The sequence below is a fragment of the Pedobacter sp. genome (genome assembly GCF_965249885.1).
Lineage (GTDB): Bacteria > Bacteroidota > Bacteroidia > Sphingobacteriales > Sphingobacteriaceae > Pedobacter.
Genome location: NZ_OZ252254.1, coordinates 2,006,584 through 2,023,694 on the forward strand (window position 1 = coordinate 2,006,584; position 17,111 = coordinate 2,023,694).

At 39.9% G+C, this 17,111-nt stretch carries 14 protein-coding genes; 4 read left to right on the top strand and 10 right to left on the bottom strand.

What is annotated here, in order from left to right; genetic code table 11:
* Window positions 1-243 precede the first annotated feature (243 nt).
* The 10 genes from ACY2A0_RS08490 to ACY2A0_RS08535 all read right to left on the bottom strand — a co-directional run bounded on the left by ACY2A0_RS08490 (window position 244) and on the right by ACY2A0_RS08535 (window position 12,811).
* A complete protein-coding gene (locus ACY2A0_RS08490; RefSeq protein ID WP_461789125.1) occupies window positions 244-720 on the bottom strand; it encodes a hypothetical protein in 477 nt (158 codons plus the stop codon).
* Between the two features lie 248 nt (window positions 721-968).
* Window positions 969-1,589 (bottom strand): hypothetical protein, encoded by a 621-nt coding sequence (locus ACY2A0_RS08495; protein WP_461789126.1) that lies wholly within the window; start codon window positions 1,587-1,589, stop codon window positions 969-971.
* Between the two features lie 39 nt (window positions 1,590-1,628).
* Window positions 1,629-2,267, bottom strand: coding sequence for a hypothetical protein (locus tag ACY2A0_RS08500; protein WP_461789127.1), 639 nt, complete (start codon window positions 2,265-2,267; stop codon window positions 1,629-1,631).
* 110 nt (window positions 2,268-2,377) lie between these two features.
* Window positions 2,378-3,409 (bottom strand): acyltransferase family protein, encoded by a 1,032-nt coding sequence (locus ACY2A0_RS08505; RefSeq protein WP_461789128.1) that lies wholly within the window; start codon window positions 3,407-3,409, stop codon window positions 2,378-2,380.
* Between the two features lie 373 nt (window positions 3,410-3,782).
* Window positions 3,783-5,459 carry an IPT/TIG domain-containing protein gene (locus tag ACY2A0_RS08510; RefSeq protein ID WP_461789129.1) on the bottom strand — a complete coding sequence of 559 codons (1,677 nt, stop codon included), beginning with the start codon at window positions 5,457-5,459 and terminating at the stop codon, window positions 3,783-3,785.
* Between the two features lie 7 nt (window positions 5,460-5,466).
* A complete protein-coding gene (locus ACY2A0_RS08515) occupies window positions 5,467-6,222 on the bottom strand; it encodes a hypothetical protein (protein ID WP_461789130.1) in 756 nt (251 codons plus the stop codon).
* 63 nt (window positions 6,223-6,285) lie between these two features.
* The gene (locus tag ACY2A0_RS08520) at window positions 6,286-7,437 is read right to left on the bottom strand and encodes a M28 family metallopeptidase (RefSeq protein ID WP_461789131.1); all 1,152 of its coding nucleotides are present in this window, start codon (window positions 7,435-7,437) and stop codon (window positions 6,286-6,288) included.
* Between the two features lie 699 nt (window positions 7,438-8,136).
* Window positions 8,137-9,288, bottom strand: a complete 1,152-nt coding sequence (locus ACY2A0_RS08525) for a PepSY-associated TM helix domain-containing protein (RefSeq protein WP_461789132.1) — start codon at window positions 9,286-9,288, stop codon at window positions 8,137-8,139.
* Window positions 9,289-9,368: 80 nt separating this feature from the next.
* Window positions 9,369-11,774, bottom strand: coding sequence for a TonB-dependent siderophore receptor (locus ACY2A0_RS08530; protein ID WP_461789133.1), 2,406 nt, complete (start codon window positions 11,772-11,774; stop codon window positions 9,369-9,371).
* A gap of 329 nt (window positions 11,775-12,103) precedes the next feature.
* Window positions 12,104-12,811, bottom strand: a complete 708-nt coding sequence (locus ACY2A0_RS08535) for a DUF4397 domain-containing protein (RefSeq protein WP_461789134.1) — start codon at window positions 12,809-12,811, stop codon at window positions 12,104-12,106.
* Window positions 12,812-13,340: 529 nt separating this feature from the next.
* Here ACY2A0_RS08535 and ACY2A0_RS08540 point away from each other — a divergent pair.
* The 4 genes from ACY2A0_RS08540 to ACY2A0_RS08555 all read left to right on the top strand — a co-directional run bounded on the left by ACY2A0_RS08540 (window position 13,341) and on the right by ACY2A0_RS08555 (window position 17,039).
* Window positions 13,341-14,036: a GNAT family N-acetyltransferase gene (locus ACY2A0_RS08540; RefSeq protein WP_461789136.1), complete on the top strand. Its 696-nt coding sequence runs from the start codon at window positions 13,341-13,343 to the stop codon at window positions 14,034-14,036.
* A 118-nt stretch (window positions 14,037-14,154) separates the two neighbouring features.
* Window positions 14,155-15,345 (top strand): argininosuccinate synthase, encoded by a 1,191-nt coding sequence (gene argG, locus ACY2A0_RS08545; RefSeq protein ID WP_461789137.1) that lies wholly within the window; start codon window positions 14,155-14,157, stop codon window positions 15,343-15,345.
* Between the two features lie 117 nt (window positions 15,346-15,462).
* On the top strand, window positions 15,463-16,455 hold the full coding sequence (argC, locus tag ACY2A0_RS08550) for an N-acetyl-gamma-glutamyl-phosphate reductase (RefSeq protein WP_461789138.1): 993 nt from the start codon (window positions 15,463-15,465) through the stop codon (window positions 16,453-16,455).
* An 8-nt stretch (window positions 16,456-16,463) separates the two neighbouring features.
* Window positions 16,464-17,039, top strand: coding sequence for a transposase (locus ACY2A0_RS08555; protein WP_461789139.1), 576 nt, complete (start codon window positions 16,464-16,466; stop codon window positions 17,037-17,039).
* Window positions 17,040-17,111: the final 72 nt, after the last annotated feature.

Below are 17,111 nucleotides of genomic sequence, written 5' to 3' on the forward strand. Positions count from 1 at the left end.
ATTTCTGCTTCCGAAGCGCTCCGTTCTGCTTATTAAGCGCTCGCTTCCGCTTCCGAAGCGCAACGGAGCATTAAATTAACCCGTCGTTGCATTGCACTAAAGGTAAGGAGCATTAAATTAATTCGCGGCTGCGTTAAAGTAACTCGTCGTTGCATTAACTTAACCCGCCGGAGGATAAAAATAATGGTCTGCCAGATTAAGTTAATCCAACAGACCATCAGCAATAAGTGGTAGCAGTTAATTTTATTGTCCTTTAGGAGCTGAATCAGCTTTGCGCTGAAAAAATTGTTTCAGTTCCTTCAGTTTGTTTTCATAGCGTTCGCCACCGGCGCCGGCCATGTAGTTGGTATAGCCATAGTCCATTAAAGCGGCGTTGTAGTTATCGTAATCATGCAAAATTTTAGCGCCTTTTAGCTTGGTAACTAAAGCCTCAAGCCTTAAAATCAGATTTTCCATTAATAAACGGCTGTTGTAGTCCCTATCAAACTCATCCCATTCCACTTGTGATGTTTGCAGGTCGGGCTGGCTGTTGTGGAAGTCAAAAACCTTGTTGACGAAGAGCTTATTTTGTTCGTTGATACGACCGTATTTTTGTCTATCGGAGGCTTTTACGTTAATGCTTACTGCGGTTAATACAGTTTCTAATTGGCTTAGTGCAGTTTTGGCGGCGGTTTCCTCGGCCGCCGAGAGGTGGGTGTTGTTTAAATTGCTTAGTGCCATAAGTACATGTTTTTATATAGGTTAGTGGTTAACAAAAAGGTTTGAAACCGCTCATTGCTTTATAAATGTACATGGTTTAGTTGGCAAGGTAAATAGCTGCAAATGGCTTTCGTATAGCTAATAAGAATAAAAATGTTGCTGATCAATGGCTACAGATCTACTCAATTCATTCGCGTAACCGCACTCGCCTTAAAAAAGATGCCCCAGCACGATGGCTAGGGCAAATACTTTAAATTTAATTACAAGTTCTATTGTTTATTGCCACCATTTATGATAACGGTTTGTTTAACAACGGGGTAATTGTAGGAAGCTTCGTCACCGGCTAAAACCCTAAAAAATTTAGTGAAATCTTTAAAAGGATGTTTAGGTTGATCTAAAAAGAGCATCACATGATCTATCCTGTTAAGTTCAAACGAATGGCTTACACTCAATAACGATTTGCGTTTTTTGGAATAATAAAATACTTGCCACATATCTGGTGGCATATGGCCAAAATTATAAACACCAACCAATTCATAATCCAAATAATTTTTGGGTACGGGTTTGAACATTGCCATAATTTTTGAACTCGTTCTTCGGGCTACTGAAGATTTTCCTTCTATTTTTTTGCCATCGATGTCATAGCTATGCTTATAGATCAAACTATCGTTCACCACCTCGAACCTAACACCCTTATAGATGTCAAATGCCCTAGGCTTTTCCCAGTGCATAGGTGTTGCTTCGCCTAACAAACCTACCGTTGATGTATAGGAAAAGGCATAAAGTCCGGGAGGCATGGCAGGCTTGACCTGAGGTTGGTCAAAACTTGAGGTTAATAAAGCAATACCTGCCAATAAAATACATGCAAGCAGCTGTTTGAAATTGTTCATGACTAGTGGGCTCGTACAGTGGAAAGTAACTATCAAAAATTAATAAACTCCACCGCCTACTCCCGAGCCAAAAGGAATACGGATGCCTAACTGTAATATAGTTGAGCCGGGCGTAGGGTTATTATTAGCGGTATAGCCATCACGAGTGTTATAACCGTTAGCGCCTGCTTTTAAAGCCACGCCAGCTTCAGCAAAAACAAAAGGGTTACCAATGCGGTACTGTAGGCCAATGTTTAGGTTCACCACAAAGCCATTTAAGTTTCCATCCTCCACATCAATACTGGTAATGCCCGATGATGGACTGCCGCTTAACTTATATTTGTTTTTGCCCACTTGATAGGTGGCACCCAAAGGGAAGTACAAGCTAAAATCCGATTCGTAACCGCCAATAAGATGCAGGCTAGTCAGCAAACTAAATCCCATAAACTGGCTGGTTCGCTCTAAAGTTAAGCCTTCTTCGGTTTCGGTAGCTTTCATCGGCATGCTATACGAAAAGCCTAAGCCCAGTCCGTATTTTTCACGAATGTAAAAGTTGCCACGAAGGTGTACACCTGGAGCTCCTTGTTTAATTTCACCGGCATAGTTGGTGTAGGTTGCGCCAGCGCCGATATTAAACTGGGCATTGGCAAAAAAACAGAACGCGGACAAGAACGCGAGAGTTAAATAGATTTTTTTCATTAAAAGTTTGATTTAGATGCTCTAAAAATAAACAAATTGTTATGAAATCAAATTTTTTGAAATCAAATTAAACAACCGACATGCATCTTATCCTCCCCCAATGCCTATAGTTAGCCAAACAATTCCTTTAAAAAAGTAAATCGGTTTTCGTACTTGTTGATAAGTGGGGTGAGCAGTATAGGGATCATTACCGAGACTAAAAAAGCGTCCCAACCAAAATAACCCAAGGTTTGGAATAGGAGCGAATAAATGAAAAACACGATCATGTGCGTAAAGTACAATACGGTGCTGCTTTTTCTGTAAAATTCATTGTTGCTTACCCCTCTTAGGCTAAGGTTAAAGGTCAGTAAGAACAGCGCAATAGGAAATAAACCGAAAAATAGGGGCGAAACAATTTTTACCTGATGATATTGGAAATACATGGCAATACCTATCAGCGTAATCGTTGCTAAGTGAGGTAATCGGAACTTGTTATTGGCAATCAAGCCTCCAATCATCAAGTAAAACATGCCGGTAAATAACCGGCCAGTTAAAAACAGGTATTTTACGGTTTTGCCAATTTCGAGTAGGATATTGTTGTTGCTTTCCTGTTTCACGAGTTCATTAAATATGGTGGCCACCACAAAAAACAGAATAGAAATCAGGAAAATAGTATTGCGTTTAAAGTCAAGCAGTAAAAGCAGGTAAATGAAGGCCAAAGAATAGGTCATGGATAGTAAAAACCACAGTGGCCAAGAGTAATAGTTTTCGCCAAAAAACAAGGTTCCCCTAAAAAATAAAATAATGTCTTTATGGAAAACGATCCCGTCGGTAGCATAATCCCATAAAGTGATTGGAATAAAGATGATGGTCCAGTAAATGTACATTTTGGCAATACGCTTAATATATGGCCAAATAACGGCTAGCTTTTGAGCTTTATTGGGTTTGTGTGCTACCTTTTGGAATAGAAAAAAGCCAGCTGCCATGAAAAAATAGGGGACTACCAACAATAGTGTGTTTTTCCAGATGTAGAGGAACGTGGGGTTGTTGATATCCTTAAACGGATGGGTGTGCCCCGCTACTACGAGCAGTGCTAAGACAAATTTGGTAACGTCAATGCCTTTAAATTCTTTTCTTGCTAATGATTGTGTTGTTGTTTCCATGAAAGCGTCTAATTTTTTACGTTAGCGCCCTAAGGTAACGGCGTAAATCTAAGCAGGTAGATGATTAAGGTAAATGCATTATTTTACAGGTAGCGATGTTTGGGGGTTGATTTAAGCGTTAAAAGGGCGAATTAATTTTGAGAGTCAGGATTGATGGATGGGTGAACCAATCACCAGATTAGCTTGTGTTATTGAAGCAGGCGTTATATTGGTTAATTGCAGTAATCATATCATTTCAATCAATGCGGATATATGCGTAACACCTAGAACTAGGGGATTGTTTTTGTGAAGAACTACAAAAAACTAGGAGGAACTTGACTAACCAAAGGTTGTTTACCCGCGTTTAAGCTAAGTAAACAACCTGTAGGTGATATTAGTTGGTGATGGTAAAGTTATCGTTGTGTACCACTGTTTGGCCTCCAGTTACCACACTCAGTTTCATGGCGCCCGGATTTACGTTGGAAGGAACGGCCACCACAATGGTGTTTTCAGTTACACTTATAGGCGTTACGGCAACCGTACCAAATTTCACAGAAGTATTATAGGTGCCTGGAGAAAAGTTGGTTCCCTTAATGGTGATTTGAGTGCCAGCCACTCCAGACGTAGGTAAAAATGAAGTGAAGGTAGGGCCTACTACTTCAAAATTTCCTGGTAAAACAATTTTTTTGTTAGGTAGGTCAACGCTAATTTTTACTGTTCCAGCATTTGTTCCCGAAGGTACGAAAGTACGTAAATTGGTTGCCGACGTGGCGGTGGCATAAGTGGTAGCTGTACCAAAATATACATAATAGCTACTGCCCTGTATAAAATTACCACTAATGTTAACTTCTTTGCCTGGTCCGCCGGTGGCCGGCGAAAAGCTTGTAGCCGTATATGGCAATATTTTTACCTTATCTGGCGCTTGCACCTCATGAGGGCCAATTCTCAAAGATAGGGTGTAGTCTCCATCAGCAAGTGCACTTGAAGTGTTCAAATAATAAACGTTGGTGCTTTGTAAATAAACATTCTGATAATCGCCATTGCCCAATTTTACCATTGGCCTTCCTGCACTAGCGTCAGATTGTGTAGGGAAATTGGTTCCCGAAATGTAAAGGGTTTGGCCAGGTAATATTCCAGAAGCCGGATTAACCGCAGTAACTTGTGGAGCAATTACGGTGAAGTCGCCGGGCAAGGTCACTTTTTGCCCATTAACCACAACACTCACTTGAGATTTGGCACTGGCTGTAAAAGGAACCGTCACCTGACTGCCATAATAATAACCGTTATTGGCCAGTGCATCACCAAAATAAATATTTAAAGGGTAGTTTCCGCTGTAACTACTAGGCAGGTTATCGCCAATTAAAGAAACATTTGAGCCTACAGTACCGGTTTTAGGACTGAAATCTTTAATATTGGCTAGCATAGTAAAGGATGGAGCGTTAAATGCCGTTACTCCGCTAATTACCAAATTTAACGTTACATATTGTCCGTGGCTTGCTACTATTCCTGATGGAACTTCTACAGCAATTTCAGCGTCACTTACCGAAACAACACGTCCTTTAATCGCATTGAAGGTAACACTTACATTGTTTAAAGTTGGGCTATGGAATTTTCCGTAAAATTTAATGATGTCGCCCACTTTCCCTGCACTTGGGTTAATGTTGTTCGTATAGGGTTGAGGAAGCTGGGTGATCAAGGTAGTTCCAAAAACGGTTCCATTTTCATCAGTAATATAAGCACGGGCATAAACGGCATTCGAATAGTAGACACTAGGAGGTGCAATGTCGATAGTTTTGCTGAACTCCCCTTTAGTTGGATTACTTCCTAATGAAACTTTTGTGCCGCTAGTTTCGCTAAGCAGACTATTGGTAGTGCTGTAAATAAATCCGTAATCCTTGGTGTTTTGATTGCCTACATTAAGGACGTTGCCCGTAAAAGTAATGCTGCTGAGCGAGTTAGCTTTAATTGATAAGCTCTGGACTTCGGGTGGTGTAAAGTTGTCTTTTTTACACGAGTTGAATGTTAGTGCTACCAAAAGGTATAATGCACTAAGAAGCGCTAGTTTTTTCATGAAAATATTAGAAAATGTAGCCGATACGAATACCGTTTACTAGTGAGGTGCCAAATTTACTTGTGGAATTGTTACTGTAATAGTTGGTAAAGCTAGTGCTCTGTCCGGTAATAGTAACATCTGGAGATTTGAAGTCTGTTTTGGAGTAACCTAAATTGAATTCGTAGCCTAGAAAGAAATTCTTAGCCATATAGAAGTCGAAACCTGCTACTGCTGAAATGCCAAATCGACTGTAAGCACCTTCGCTAATGCGATACGTATAGACCAATCCTGAGCCGCTTTGTACGTAGGTTACGTCTAGCCAGCCGTTTTTAACATTGGTGGTAGAGCCATTGTTAGAGATGGTTTGTTTAGCACTTCGTGTGCCCCAAAAAGCATCGGCGCCAATATAAGGCGATAGCCTTTTGGTTCCTTTAAAATGTTTCTCAATCCCAATGTTTAAACCGAAGCTCGTACTTTTTCTCTCGTCAGAGGAAAAGTTTGATTGCGCACCATAGGGATTGCCGTAGTTTAAATTCGAATCAAGGGTGTTTACATTAAAGCCAAGTCTTAACGCTAAGTTAGCGCTAACAAAGTAACGACCCTTAACTTGGTTTAATACATTGTTAAAACTAAGGTTTCCTTTGAAAGGATTAAAGTTTAACTCTGTAGCGAAACTTCCTTTGCTTGGTTTAAAATCGTTGTTTTCATTGGTTTTTGAATCTTGCGCATTGGCAAAGAGCGATGCAGCCGCAAAAGCAGCCAGAAAAAGCATTTTCTTCATTAGATGGGTTTTTTTGAGCGAATATAGTTGATTAAGAATGTAAAGGTATAAATAATTAAACTTTTAGTTGATTAGCTGTTGATTAAAGGTTACCAGCAACTTAAAAATTTGCTGGTAAGAAGTAAGGGGGAGTGTTGCTGCAATATCGTCTATATCGTGGTAAGCGCTTACACCACCTTGGGTGTACATAAAAAACGCTGGAACACCTTTTTCCGTGAAGTAATAATGATCGCTATTGGCGGCCTTTCCTCGTGGGTTGATTTTTACCAAGTACTGGTTCGCATCGTTAATTTTATGCAGTAAGGCGAATTCTTTTGTATGTAGCGTGGCATTTACAACCGTAGCGCCAGCATCACCGTTGCCCATTAAATCTAAATTCCATAAAAACCGAATTTGGCTCAGTGGAAACAATGGGTTTTCAGTAAAGTATTTTGAGCCTAATAAACCGGCTTCTTCTGCCGCAAAGGCGATAAAGACAATACTGTATTTCGAAGGGTTTTTGGCGTAGTACCGTGCTAGGTCAAGTAGTAAAGCTATGCCGCTGGCATTATCGTTTGCTCCTGGGAAGAAGGTGCTATTGCCCATGCCACCTAAATGATCGTAATGTGCCGTAAAAACCAATATGGAATCTGGCTTAGTCGTTCCCTTAACCATGCCAATTACATTTGCTGCGGTAAAATTGGGGATGAACTGGTTGGTGATTTCGGCTTTAATTGTTTTTGGAATGCCCGGCAAGGATTTGTTTGTAACCTCGATAAGTGTATAATCCATTGGCTGTTGCGCTACCGACCAAGTGAGCTTAGGTTGTATGCTGAGCACAATACCGGCCTGCGCATTTAAATAGGTGGCGCTGTCCTTTGGGATTAAATTAGTAGTGGTGTTCACTCCCTTGCTAGCTTGGTGAACAATAAAATCCCTTCCGGGCTTTAGTGCTTTGCCATTTATTTCCAACTTCATGTCTTTAGGGAAAGTGTTTACTGGAAAGCTAAATGACTGTTTGAATCCTTTTGTGTCAAGAGGTATTAAGCCAAAGCTTTTAAATTCGCTTTCGATAAAGTCTGCCGCTTTAGCCATTCCATTATTGGTATAGCCACGACCCCAATAAGTAGAAGAAGTTAATGTGTTAATGGTTTTCTTCGCATAGTTGAGGTCCTGCGAGAAAACCTCCGTGCTAACAAATAAAAAAGTGAGTAAGTAAAAGAAGATACGGCACATAGTTGATTTTATACGGCAATATAATGAATTAGTGAATAAACTTAACGATGTCCACGTTTCTAAAATGGTTTAAACAACTATGCTATCTCTCTCCCTATGAGGGAGAGAATAGCACTATTGAAAGGATTGTAGTTTTTTCAGCGGATGGGATATACAAATTTAATAACAAGAATGGAAGTTGGTGGTTTAAACAACTATGCTACTCTCTCCCTTTGGGAGAGATGGCGTAGCCAGAGAGGGCATTGTTTGTGTATTTATGCTTATTTACTAATTACCCTCTCTCCGATAAATCGGATCTCTCCCTGAGGGAGAGAATAGCACTATTGAAAGGATTGTAGTGTTTTTAGCGGAAGGGATATACAATTTCAATAACGGCGTTTCTAAAATGGAGATGTTGGGTTAAACAACTCTGCTATTCTCTCCCTCAGGGAGAGATGGCGTAGCCAGAGAGGGCATTGTTTGTGTATTTATGCTTATTTACTAATTACCCTCTCTCCGATAAATCGGATCTCTCCCTGAGGGAGAGAATAGTACTATTGAAAGGGTTGTAGTGTTTTTAGCGGAAGGGATATACAATTTCAATAACGGCGTTTCTAAAATGGAGATGTTGGGTTAAACAACTCTGCTACTCTCTCCCTCAGGGAGAGATCCCGATTTATCGGGAGAGAGGGCTATTCATTGCAATTACCCTTTCCCAATTTATCGCCGACTTTTCTTTTTTCGACCTACCCATATAATAACGCCTGTAATTGGCAAACTAGCAGCAATTAAACTCGCAATAAAAGCAAGGATTTTTCCCGGCAATCCGCCGATGGCACCGATATGGATGTCGTAATTCATCCGCATGATTTTATCCGCTACTGAGGCATTGGCAAATTTTCCAAACACGTGTTTCACCTCAATCTCTTGTAATGTATGTTGATCAAAGTAACGGTAATCTGCCTTCCAGTAAGTGCTGGGGTCAGGATTTTTAGCAATTTCTATAGCGCCTTTTTCGTCTTCGGGAAAGTGTACATCTATGCTTCCTTTAAAGTGAGGATCTTCGTTCAAAAATTTGGCCCAAAGCTGATCGGCCGCTGCGGCGTTAGTGCTAAGCTTCGTCTTTCCGCTGGTGTTGGAGTAAGTTTCTTCGAACATATTCATGGTTTTGCCGCCAGAACTAGTCCAATACACCGTTTTGGCAAACCATTGAAATCCCATAATCATCCCCGTTAGGCCAATAAACAATGCAATAACAGTGACGTAAAAGCCCAGCACATTATGCAAATCGTAATTAAGCCTGCGCCATTTTGATTTGAGTTTAACCGTGAAACGCTGTTTGCGGGCAGCTTTGCTTTTAGGCCACCATAATATCAAACCCGAAATGAGTAGAAATACAAACAGCATAGTGGCGGTGGTTAAAATAGGCTGACCAATAGCTGGCGGTAACCATAAATAGTAATGCCCCATGATGATGATTCGGAAAAAATCTTCATCCATATTTTTCACCTTTAAAATTTCGCCTGTGTACTGGTTTACAAAAACGATGTAATAGTAATCAGCAACTAAATCGTAGTAAACTACTTGTGTGGTGCGACCAGGTTGATAGGTTACGCTATGTGCATGTTTATTAGGTAAAGCTTTATCGGCAATAGCTTTGAGTTGTGTTGGTGCTAAAAGTGGCTTATCCTGTTTTTCAGTAAACCTGTAAGCTTGTGTAGCGTCTTCTATTTCGCGTTGGAAGGCTAAAATACATCCGGTGAGGCCTAAAAATACCACAAATATGCCAGAGGCTAGACCCAGCCACAAATGTAGTCGTCCCACCCAGTATTTTAACGTCTTTTTCTTTTTTGTTGGTTGCTTTACACCCATGTTTTTTAATGGAAAGGGGGCGTCCCAAAGTTCAAAAGCCTATTCAACCTTGGGACAGCTCCTAGTATTGGTATTTTAACTTAAAACTTATAGGAGATGCTTAGTCTGTAATTTCTTGGGGCTTCGGCTTGCCAAGAGTATACACCTAAATCATAATTAGGTGCATTCCAATAGCCGGTATAGTAAGCTCCTGTGTAGAGATATTTGTCTAACACATTAAGTACATTGGCATTAATTCGGATGCTTTTGTTTTCCCAGAAAAGGCCTCCGTCCAGTTTGAAGTAATCTGGCAGATTTCTTTCTTCGTTTGTGCCGCTAAAAGTTCCCATAGCACGGCCTGCCAAGTGGCTAAAGCCAGCGCTAATCCCAGTGCCTTTAAGTGCGCCGTTTTGTAGCGTATAGCTTAACCAAGCGTTTGAAGTGTGTTTTGAAAAACCTGGAACTACTTGTCCCACTACGCCAAAACCATCTACCGCTTCGGTAATTTTTCCATCTGTATAGGCGTAGTTGGCAATTAGTTTTAAGCCTGCGGTAATTTCTCCTCGTAAGTCAAATTCAATACCTTGGGCTCTTTTTTCGCCAATCACTATGCTGAAATTCTCACCAGGCTTGTTGAATGGATCTGCTGCCAATTCATTTTGCTTCAAGATACGGTAAACCGATACCGTAGTGTTCCATTTGCCATCAAACCAATCCTTTTTAAAGCCAAATTCATAGTTGGTTCCTGTAAGCGGAGTGTTTTCTTTGCCACTTCTTAAAATACCAGTTTGAGGTACAAAAGATTGATCATAAACAGCATAAATAGAGGTTGATTGGTCTACTGAGTAACTCAATCCAAATCTAGGTGTTACCTTTCTGCCTATGTTGGGCTTACCGCCGTAGGTAGATTGGTTAACGTAGGTGTATCTACCAGCTAAAGTTAATCTTAACCTATTATCGAAGAAACCCAACTCGTCTTGTATGTAGGCGCTTAAGTACTTTTGATCTATCAAACCTCCAGCTGCGGTGGCTCTTTCTTTTAAGCTTTTGGTTCTATCGAAGTTCGGGTATCCATTAGCCGGGAAACCATAATTCGGGTTGTAGACATTGAATGGAGCTGATACTAAATCTAAATCATGTGATTGTCCCCAGTCTGCTAGATAATCTTTTTTGCCGCCATCAAAACCTGCCAAAATTCGGTGTACGATGCCGCCGGTATTCGCTTTTCCGTTGATAAAAAACTGAGCCAATTTCATGGTGCTTTCTGCATCCCAAATACCTACATTCCTGACGATGGTATTGTTGGTATACACCGCTGAAGGCCAAGAGCTGTAGCCAACTTGTAAATATTTGGAGTAAGCTACTTGTGCAGTGGCTTTCCAAGTATCGCTGAAGTTGTGCTGTAAATTTATAAAAGCACTGTGGTCGTTAATTTTTGTATCGGGCAGTCCAGGCTGCGTGAATGTAAAATCTCTAGGCAAAGTGGCATAGCCATTCGGACTAAAGATGTAGTAAGAACCTACTTCAGTCATTTTAGCATTTTGTAGGGCGTACTCCGCAGTAATTTTGGTTTTTCTCGTTAACTGATAACTTAAAGATGGAGCGAAAGTGTATCTGTCATTTTTCTCGAAAGGCCTAAAAGAGCCTTTGGTTTGTGCCGCGGCGTTTAACCTGAAAAGCAGCTTACCATCAGCAGTGATTTTGTGGTCAAAATCCACGGCTGTGCGGTATAAATCAAAGCTTCCCAAAGTAAATGATACTTCACCTTTATTGATGCCTGTTGGCTTCTTGGTGACTACGTTGTAAAGTCCGCTAGGGTCGCCGTTGCTCAGCATAAAGCCAGCCGGACCTTTTACAAATTCGATGTGATCAACAAAACTCATATCCTCAGTTAATGGTCCCCAGTAAGAGTTTACGAAGTTGAAGCCATTACGCATAGCTTGCACTTGCGATCCACGCATTTTAACGTTGGTGTACAAGTCGCCCCAATGTTCGGATCTGGCAGCGCCACTCACATTTCGTAGCAAGCCATCGCTCATGCTAATGATTTGCTGATCTTTAATGATTTGATCGCTAATAGTTTGGATGTTTTGCGGTGCTTCTAGTAAGGGTTCGTTAAGGCGCAACGAAGCAGAGGGTAAACTAATTTTATATTTGTTCTTTTTGCCCGCAATGGTAACCTCCTGTAAAGCTTGATTGTTTTCTTTTAAGATGAAATTAGCGCTTATCGTTTCGTTGTTGCTGATAATGATACTTTTTTCTTGAGCCACAACACCGATTGCGCTTGCTTTAATGGTGTAATTGCCGGGCTTTAATCTCCCAAGCGAGTAATTTCCGTTATCGTCTGTTACAGTATTTTGATTATTTTCTTTTACTACTACGGTGATAAAAGCAGCCGGTAGTCCATCGGAGGTGGTTATTCGGCCCTTAATGGATCCGCTGTGTTGTGCATAGGCAATGTAGCTCAGTAGGGTAAACGCAGTTAAAAAGTATAATCTTATTTTCATCTAATTATTATTTGGATTAATTCTAAACAGATGCAAAGAAACAATAGCTTTCTTTTAAATGCAAATTATTTTTAATTATTCTAAATAAAGATTGAGAGAAAGAATTACCTTAATGAGTGACGCATAGTAATAAGACCTAGCTTATCGGTGCATGAGGCACATGTAAGCTAGGTCTAAATGTAGATATGATCCGCTATTGAAGTAGCGTCAATTAAATGTGAAAAGGAATAGCTATCGGTAGGAAAAAAAGTATCTCTCCCACGTTAGGTAAGCGCAAATAAGCATGGCCAAAATAGGTAAATTGCGCAGAATGAAATAGGTAAGTTAGCCTATTGGTGCTTTAAGATTTGACCATTGAAAGGTCTTTCTAAATCGCTGCTAGGCGTAATTTTACCACCAGCAATAACAGTGTAGAAAATACCTTTAGCAAGTGTTTCGTTAACACTAGCTTTTACAGTTGCACCATTGGTAAGTTTAATTTCCAATACTTTAGCCCCTGGATCCACCGCAATAAAACTGCTGTATCCCTTGTACGCTTTGTTCGTGGTTAAACTTGTAGTGGCATCTTTTATCGCCAAATCTAAAGCCGGCGCATCTGGCGAAAGGTTAATGAAACGAACGTACGCTTTTTCGGTAGATGCATTGGAAAAATCATCAGTAAGCAACAAGCCATCAAAATTTCCAGTAGTTCCAGTTAAGTAAAGGGTAGAGAATATATTATTTCCAACTGCAATATTGCTTTTGGTGTATACGTTTGCAGTTTCGTTTGCAATGGTAAACTTCGCTTCGTAGGAGCCTTGTATAAGCTGAGTATATTTTACACCGCCTGCGTAAGGCAAGGCACTGGGATTTAATTTAGTTCCGTTAATGTACACATCGTAAGTAGTAAAACTAGGTGAGGTGTTGTAAACGCTGAAAGAGCCAATATTAGGAGTTTCTGTATCGTTTTTACCGCAAGCAGCGAGCAAAGCAACTACTAAAATGGCCAACGAGGTGTATAATGTTTTTAAAGAAAACTTGGTAAAAAGTGTATTCATGTCTAAAAAATGTAGGCCATCGTTACTGACAGCAATTAGTAATGGAATTCAAATATACAAATATTGGTTTTATCGCTCTGATATTGATGTTAAACTTTGTTAAAATGAAACTCATCGTTCTATAGCTATAACATAGTTACGAAAAACTAAACCTAAACGCTACATGTTTGTTAACATCATACGATGAGGGCGTTAAATAATCTTAAACAAAATGTAAAAAAATACGAATTGTATTGCACAACTCAATTTTTATTTAAACCTTTGCGCCACAATCGGTTCGGGAGGATTGATTTTTGATTAAAATGAGCAAACAAAATATCCATAAGCTAACTGTAATAGATGCCAAAAACATGGCAACTAATGGTTATTTTATTGAGCGTTTGCGACCCATATCTTACATTACCACTAGTCGGCAAATCTTTACGCCGAGGATTTAAGTCTTACCCCTAGGGAACTTAAACCCGTGAGGAATTGATCCTCAATAAAAACCCAATTAACAAGAATACCTTATTTTTTCGTTAAAGAATTAATGAACATTAACGATTTTATAGTGCAAGTCGCACTTCCTGAACATCGTGTTTTTGCTGAAGAAATAGTTGAAGAAATGGCTGAATCAGCAAAGGCTAGAGGGACAGGTATCGCTAAACGGACACCAGAATATGTTGCTGGCAAGATGCAGGAGGGAAAGGCCGTTATTGCTTTTCACAAAGATGGCACTTGGGCGGGATTTTGCTACATCGAAACTTGGAGCCACGGGCAATTTGTAGCCAACTCGGGCTTAATTGTGAGTCCTAAATATCGCAAAGCAGGTTTAGCGAAATCAATCAAGGAAGCAGTTTTTGCTTTGTCAAGAAAGCTCTATCCTAAAGCAAAAATTTTCGGTTTGACCACTGGATTGGCTGTGATGAAAATCAACTCTGATTTAGGTTACGAGCCGGTTACTTACTCGGAGCTTACACAAGACGAAGAGTTTTGGAAAGGTTGTCAAAGCTGCGTTAACTTCGAAATTTTAAAAATGAAGGAACGCAAAAACTGTATGTGTACGGCGATGTTGTACGATCCGAAAGAGAAAAAACACGAAGCTGCGAAAGAATTTGCTGAAGAGCTGCAGAAAAAACCGAAGCTTTATGAACGTTTTATGCGCATTAAGCAGCGTTTAATCGAGAAAAATAAAGGCGGCGACCTAAAATCACTATTGATATTTTTGGCGTTGATAAATAAATAAAATTGAAATAGAGTGTCGTCATTGCGAGGTACGAAGCAACCCTAAAGCGAAAGTATTACACGTTGTAAGATTGCTTCGTACCTCGCAATGACGAGAGTACCATTAAAATAAATACAAGATGAAGAAAAAAGTTGTTTTAGCATTTAGCGGAGGTTTAGATACCTCATTCTGTTGCATTCATTTAACTAAGGACAGAGATTTAGAAGTCCATTCAGTAGTGGTAAATACTGGCGGATTTTCTGAAGAGGAGCTAAAGGAAATTGAAGCACGGGCTTATGCTTTAGGTGTAACGTCGCATGCTGCGGTTGATGAAACCGAAAACTATTACAACGATAGCATCAAGTATTTGATTTTTGGTAATGTATTGAAAAATGCTACTTATCCATTATCGGTAAGTGCAGAGCGTGTATGCCAAGCCACCGCCATAGCTAATTATGTAAAGAAAATTGGTGCGGATTATGTAGCTCACGGTAGTACCGGTGCGGGTAATGATCAAGTACGTTTCGATATGATCTTTAATATCTTGATTCCAAATGTGGAGATCATTACACCAATTAGAGATTTGAAATTATCCCGCGAAGCGGAAATTGAATATTTAGCTAAGCATGGCGTAGAATATACTGCTGAAAAGGCTAAGTACTCGATCAATAAAGGTTTATGGGGAACATCAGTAGGCGGTGCAGAAACATTGACATCAAACAAAACCCTACCTGAAAGTGCTTGGCCAACGCAAGTAACGGAAACCGAAGCGAAGCAAGTAGAGCTAACCTTCGAAAAAGGGGAGTTGGTAGCAGTTGATGGCGAGAAGTTAGCACCGGTGAGGGCAATTCAGAAATTACAAGCTATTGCAGCGCCTTTTGGTGTTGGTAGGGATATTCACGTTGGTGATACGATTATTGGCATTAAGGGTCGTGTAGGCTTCGAGGCAGCAGGACCGATGGTGATCATTAAAGCACACCACGCATTAGAAAAACATACTTTAACCAAATGGCAGTTAAGCTGGAAAGAAAACTTATCCTCATTTTACGGTAACTGGTTGCACGAAGGTCAATTCCACGATCCAATTATGAGAGATATGGAAGCTTTCTTAACTTCTACGCAGAGTACTGTAAATGGAAAAGTGTTTGTTGAGTTGTTGCCTTATCGTTTCCATATTGTAGGCATCGAAAGTGCTAACGATTTAATGAGCAATAAATTTGGAAGCTACGGCGAAATGAACAACGCTTGGAGCGGTGAAGATGTAAAAGGATTCTCTAAAATTTTCGGTAACCAAGTGATGATTTGGCATAAAGTGAATTCGGAGAAGTAGAAGGTTAAAAAAGAACAGCGTCATTGCGAGGAACGAAGCAATCTTACAACTTTAGTAAGTATTTATCGCTTTAGGATTGCTTCGTTCCTCGCAATGACGAAAATTAAAGCTAAACTAATGAAAATAAAGGCAGGAATTATTGGAGGAGCAGGTTACACAGGCGGCGAAATGCTGCGTATTTTGGTGAATCATCCACAAGTAGAAATTGCTTTTGTAAATAGCAGCAGTAACGCTGGCAATCTAATTTCAGACGTACATACCGATTTACTTGGCGATACTGATTTGAGATTTACAGACCAGATCTCTCCAGATATTGATGTGCTTTTTCTTTGCGTGGGGCATGGCGATGCGAAGAAGTTTTTGGAAGCAAATCCAATCGATGAGCGAATTAAAATCATCGATTTATCACAGGACTTCAGATTAATTCAAAATTCAAAATTCAAAATTCAAAATTTGGAAAGAGAGTTCATTTACGGACTTCCGGAGTTGAATAAAGACAAAATTGCTTCGACACAAAATATTGCTAATCCGGGTTGTTTTGCTACTTGTATTCAGTTGGGTTTGTTGCCATTGGCTTCAAGAGGTTTGTTGCAAAGCGAGGTACATATCAACGCTACTACGGGCTCAACAGGAGCAGGGCAAAGTTTGAGCAAAACTTCACATTTCAGCTGGAGAAACAATAATCTTTCGGTTTACAAAGCTTTTGAACATCAGCACCTCAATGAAATTGGAGAAAGCTTAGTTCAACTACAAGGTGAAGTGAAAGAGGCGCTGAACTTCATCCCACAACGTGGCGATTTTACCAGAGGAATTTTAGCGGCCATGTATACGGAAAGTGATTTAACGGAGGAACAAGCATACGAACTTTACGAAAGCTATTATGCCAATCACCCTTTCACTCATGTAAGTCGGAAAAATATTGATTTAAAGCAGGTAGTAAATACCAACAAATGCCTAATTCACTTAGAGAAACACGGCAATAAATTATTTATCATCAGCATTATTGATAACCTTTTAAAGGGCGCCAGCGGCCAGGCAGTTCAGAATATGAACTTAATGTTTGGCTTGGAACAAACAACCGGTTTGCGCTTAAAGGCAGCGAATTTTTAAAAATTACAGTGGACGATAAATTCCAAAATAAATATAGAATTCCGTCAAATCGTTTACAAGGTTTTGATTACAGTTCGCATGGACTGTATTTTGTGACCATTTGTACCAAAGACCGCATTCATTATTTTGGTAATATTTCCCCCGTAGAGACGGATAATTATCCGTCTCCAAACCAGAATAATATGCGCCATTATCCGTCTCTACGGTTAACGCAAATTGGTCAAATTGCAAATGATTTTTGGCAAGAAATTCCAAAGCACTATCCATTTGTAGAATTAGATGAATTTGTAGTCATGCCTAATCATTTACATGGAATTTTATTTTTTAACCGCCCAGAGAAGTCTGATTGGACTGAAAATAAGTTCGGAAGTCAATCACAAAATTTAGGAGCAGTTATTAGGGCCTTTAAAGCATCTGTAAAACGGTATGCAAATAATAACCAAATAGAGTTTGATTGGCAAACCAGATTTCATGACCGGATTATACGGGATGATAGGGAATTACGAGCCGTCCGGCAATATATTATTAACAATCCTGAAAAATGGGCAAATGATGATTTGAACCTAGCCCGTAGAGCCACATAATGATGTGGCTTATGTAAAAAAACAAGAGAGTCGCACTTGTGGGGCTCATTAAATATGTTATTTAAAAAAAGC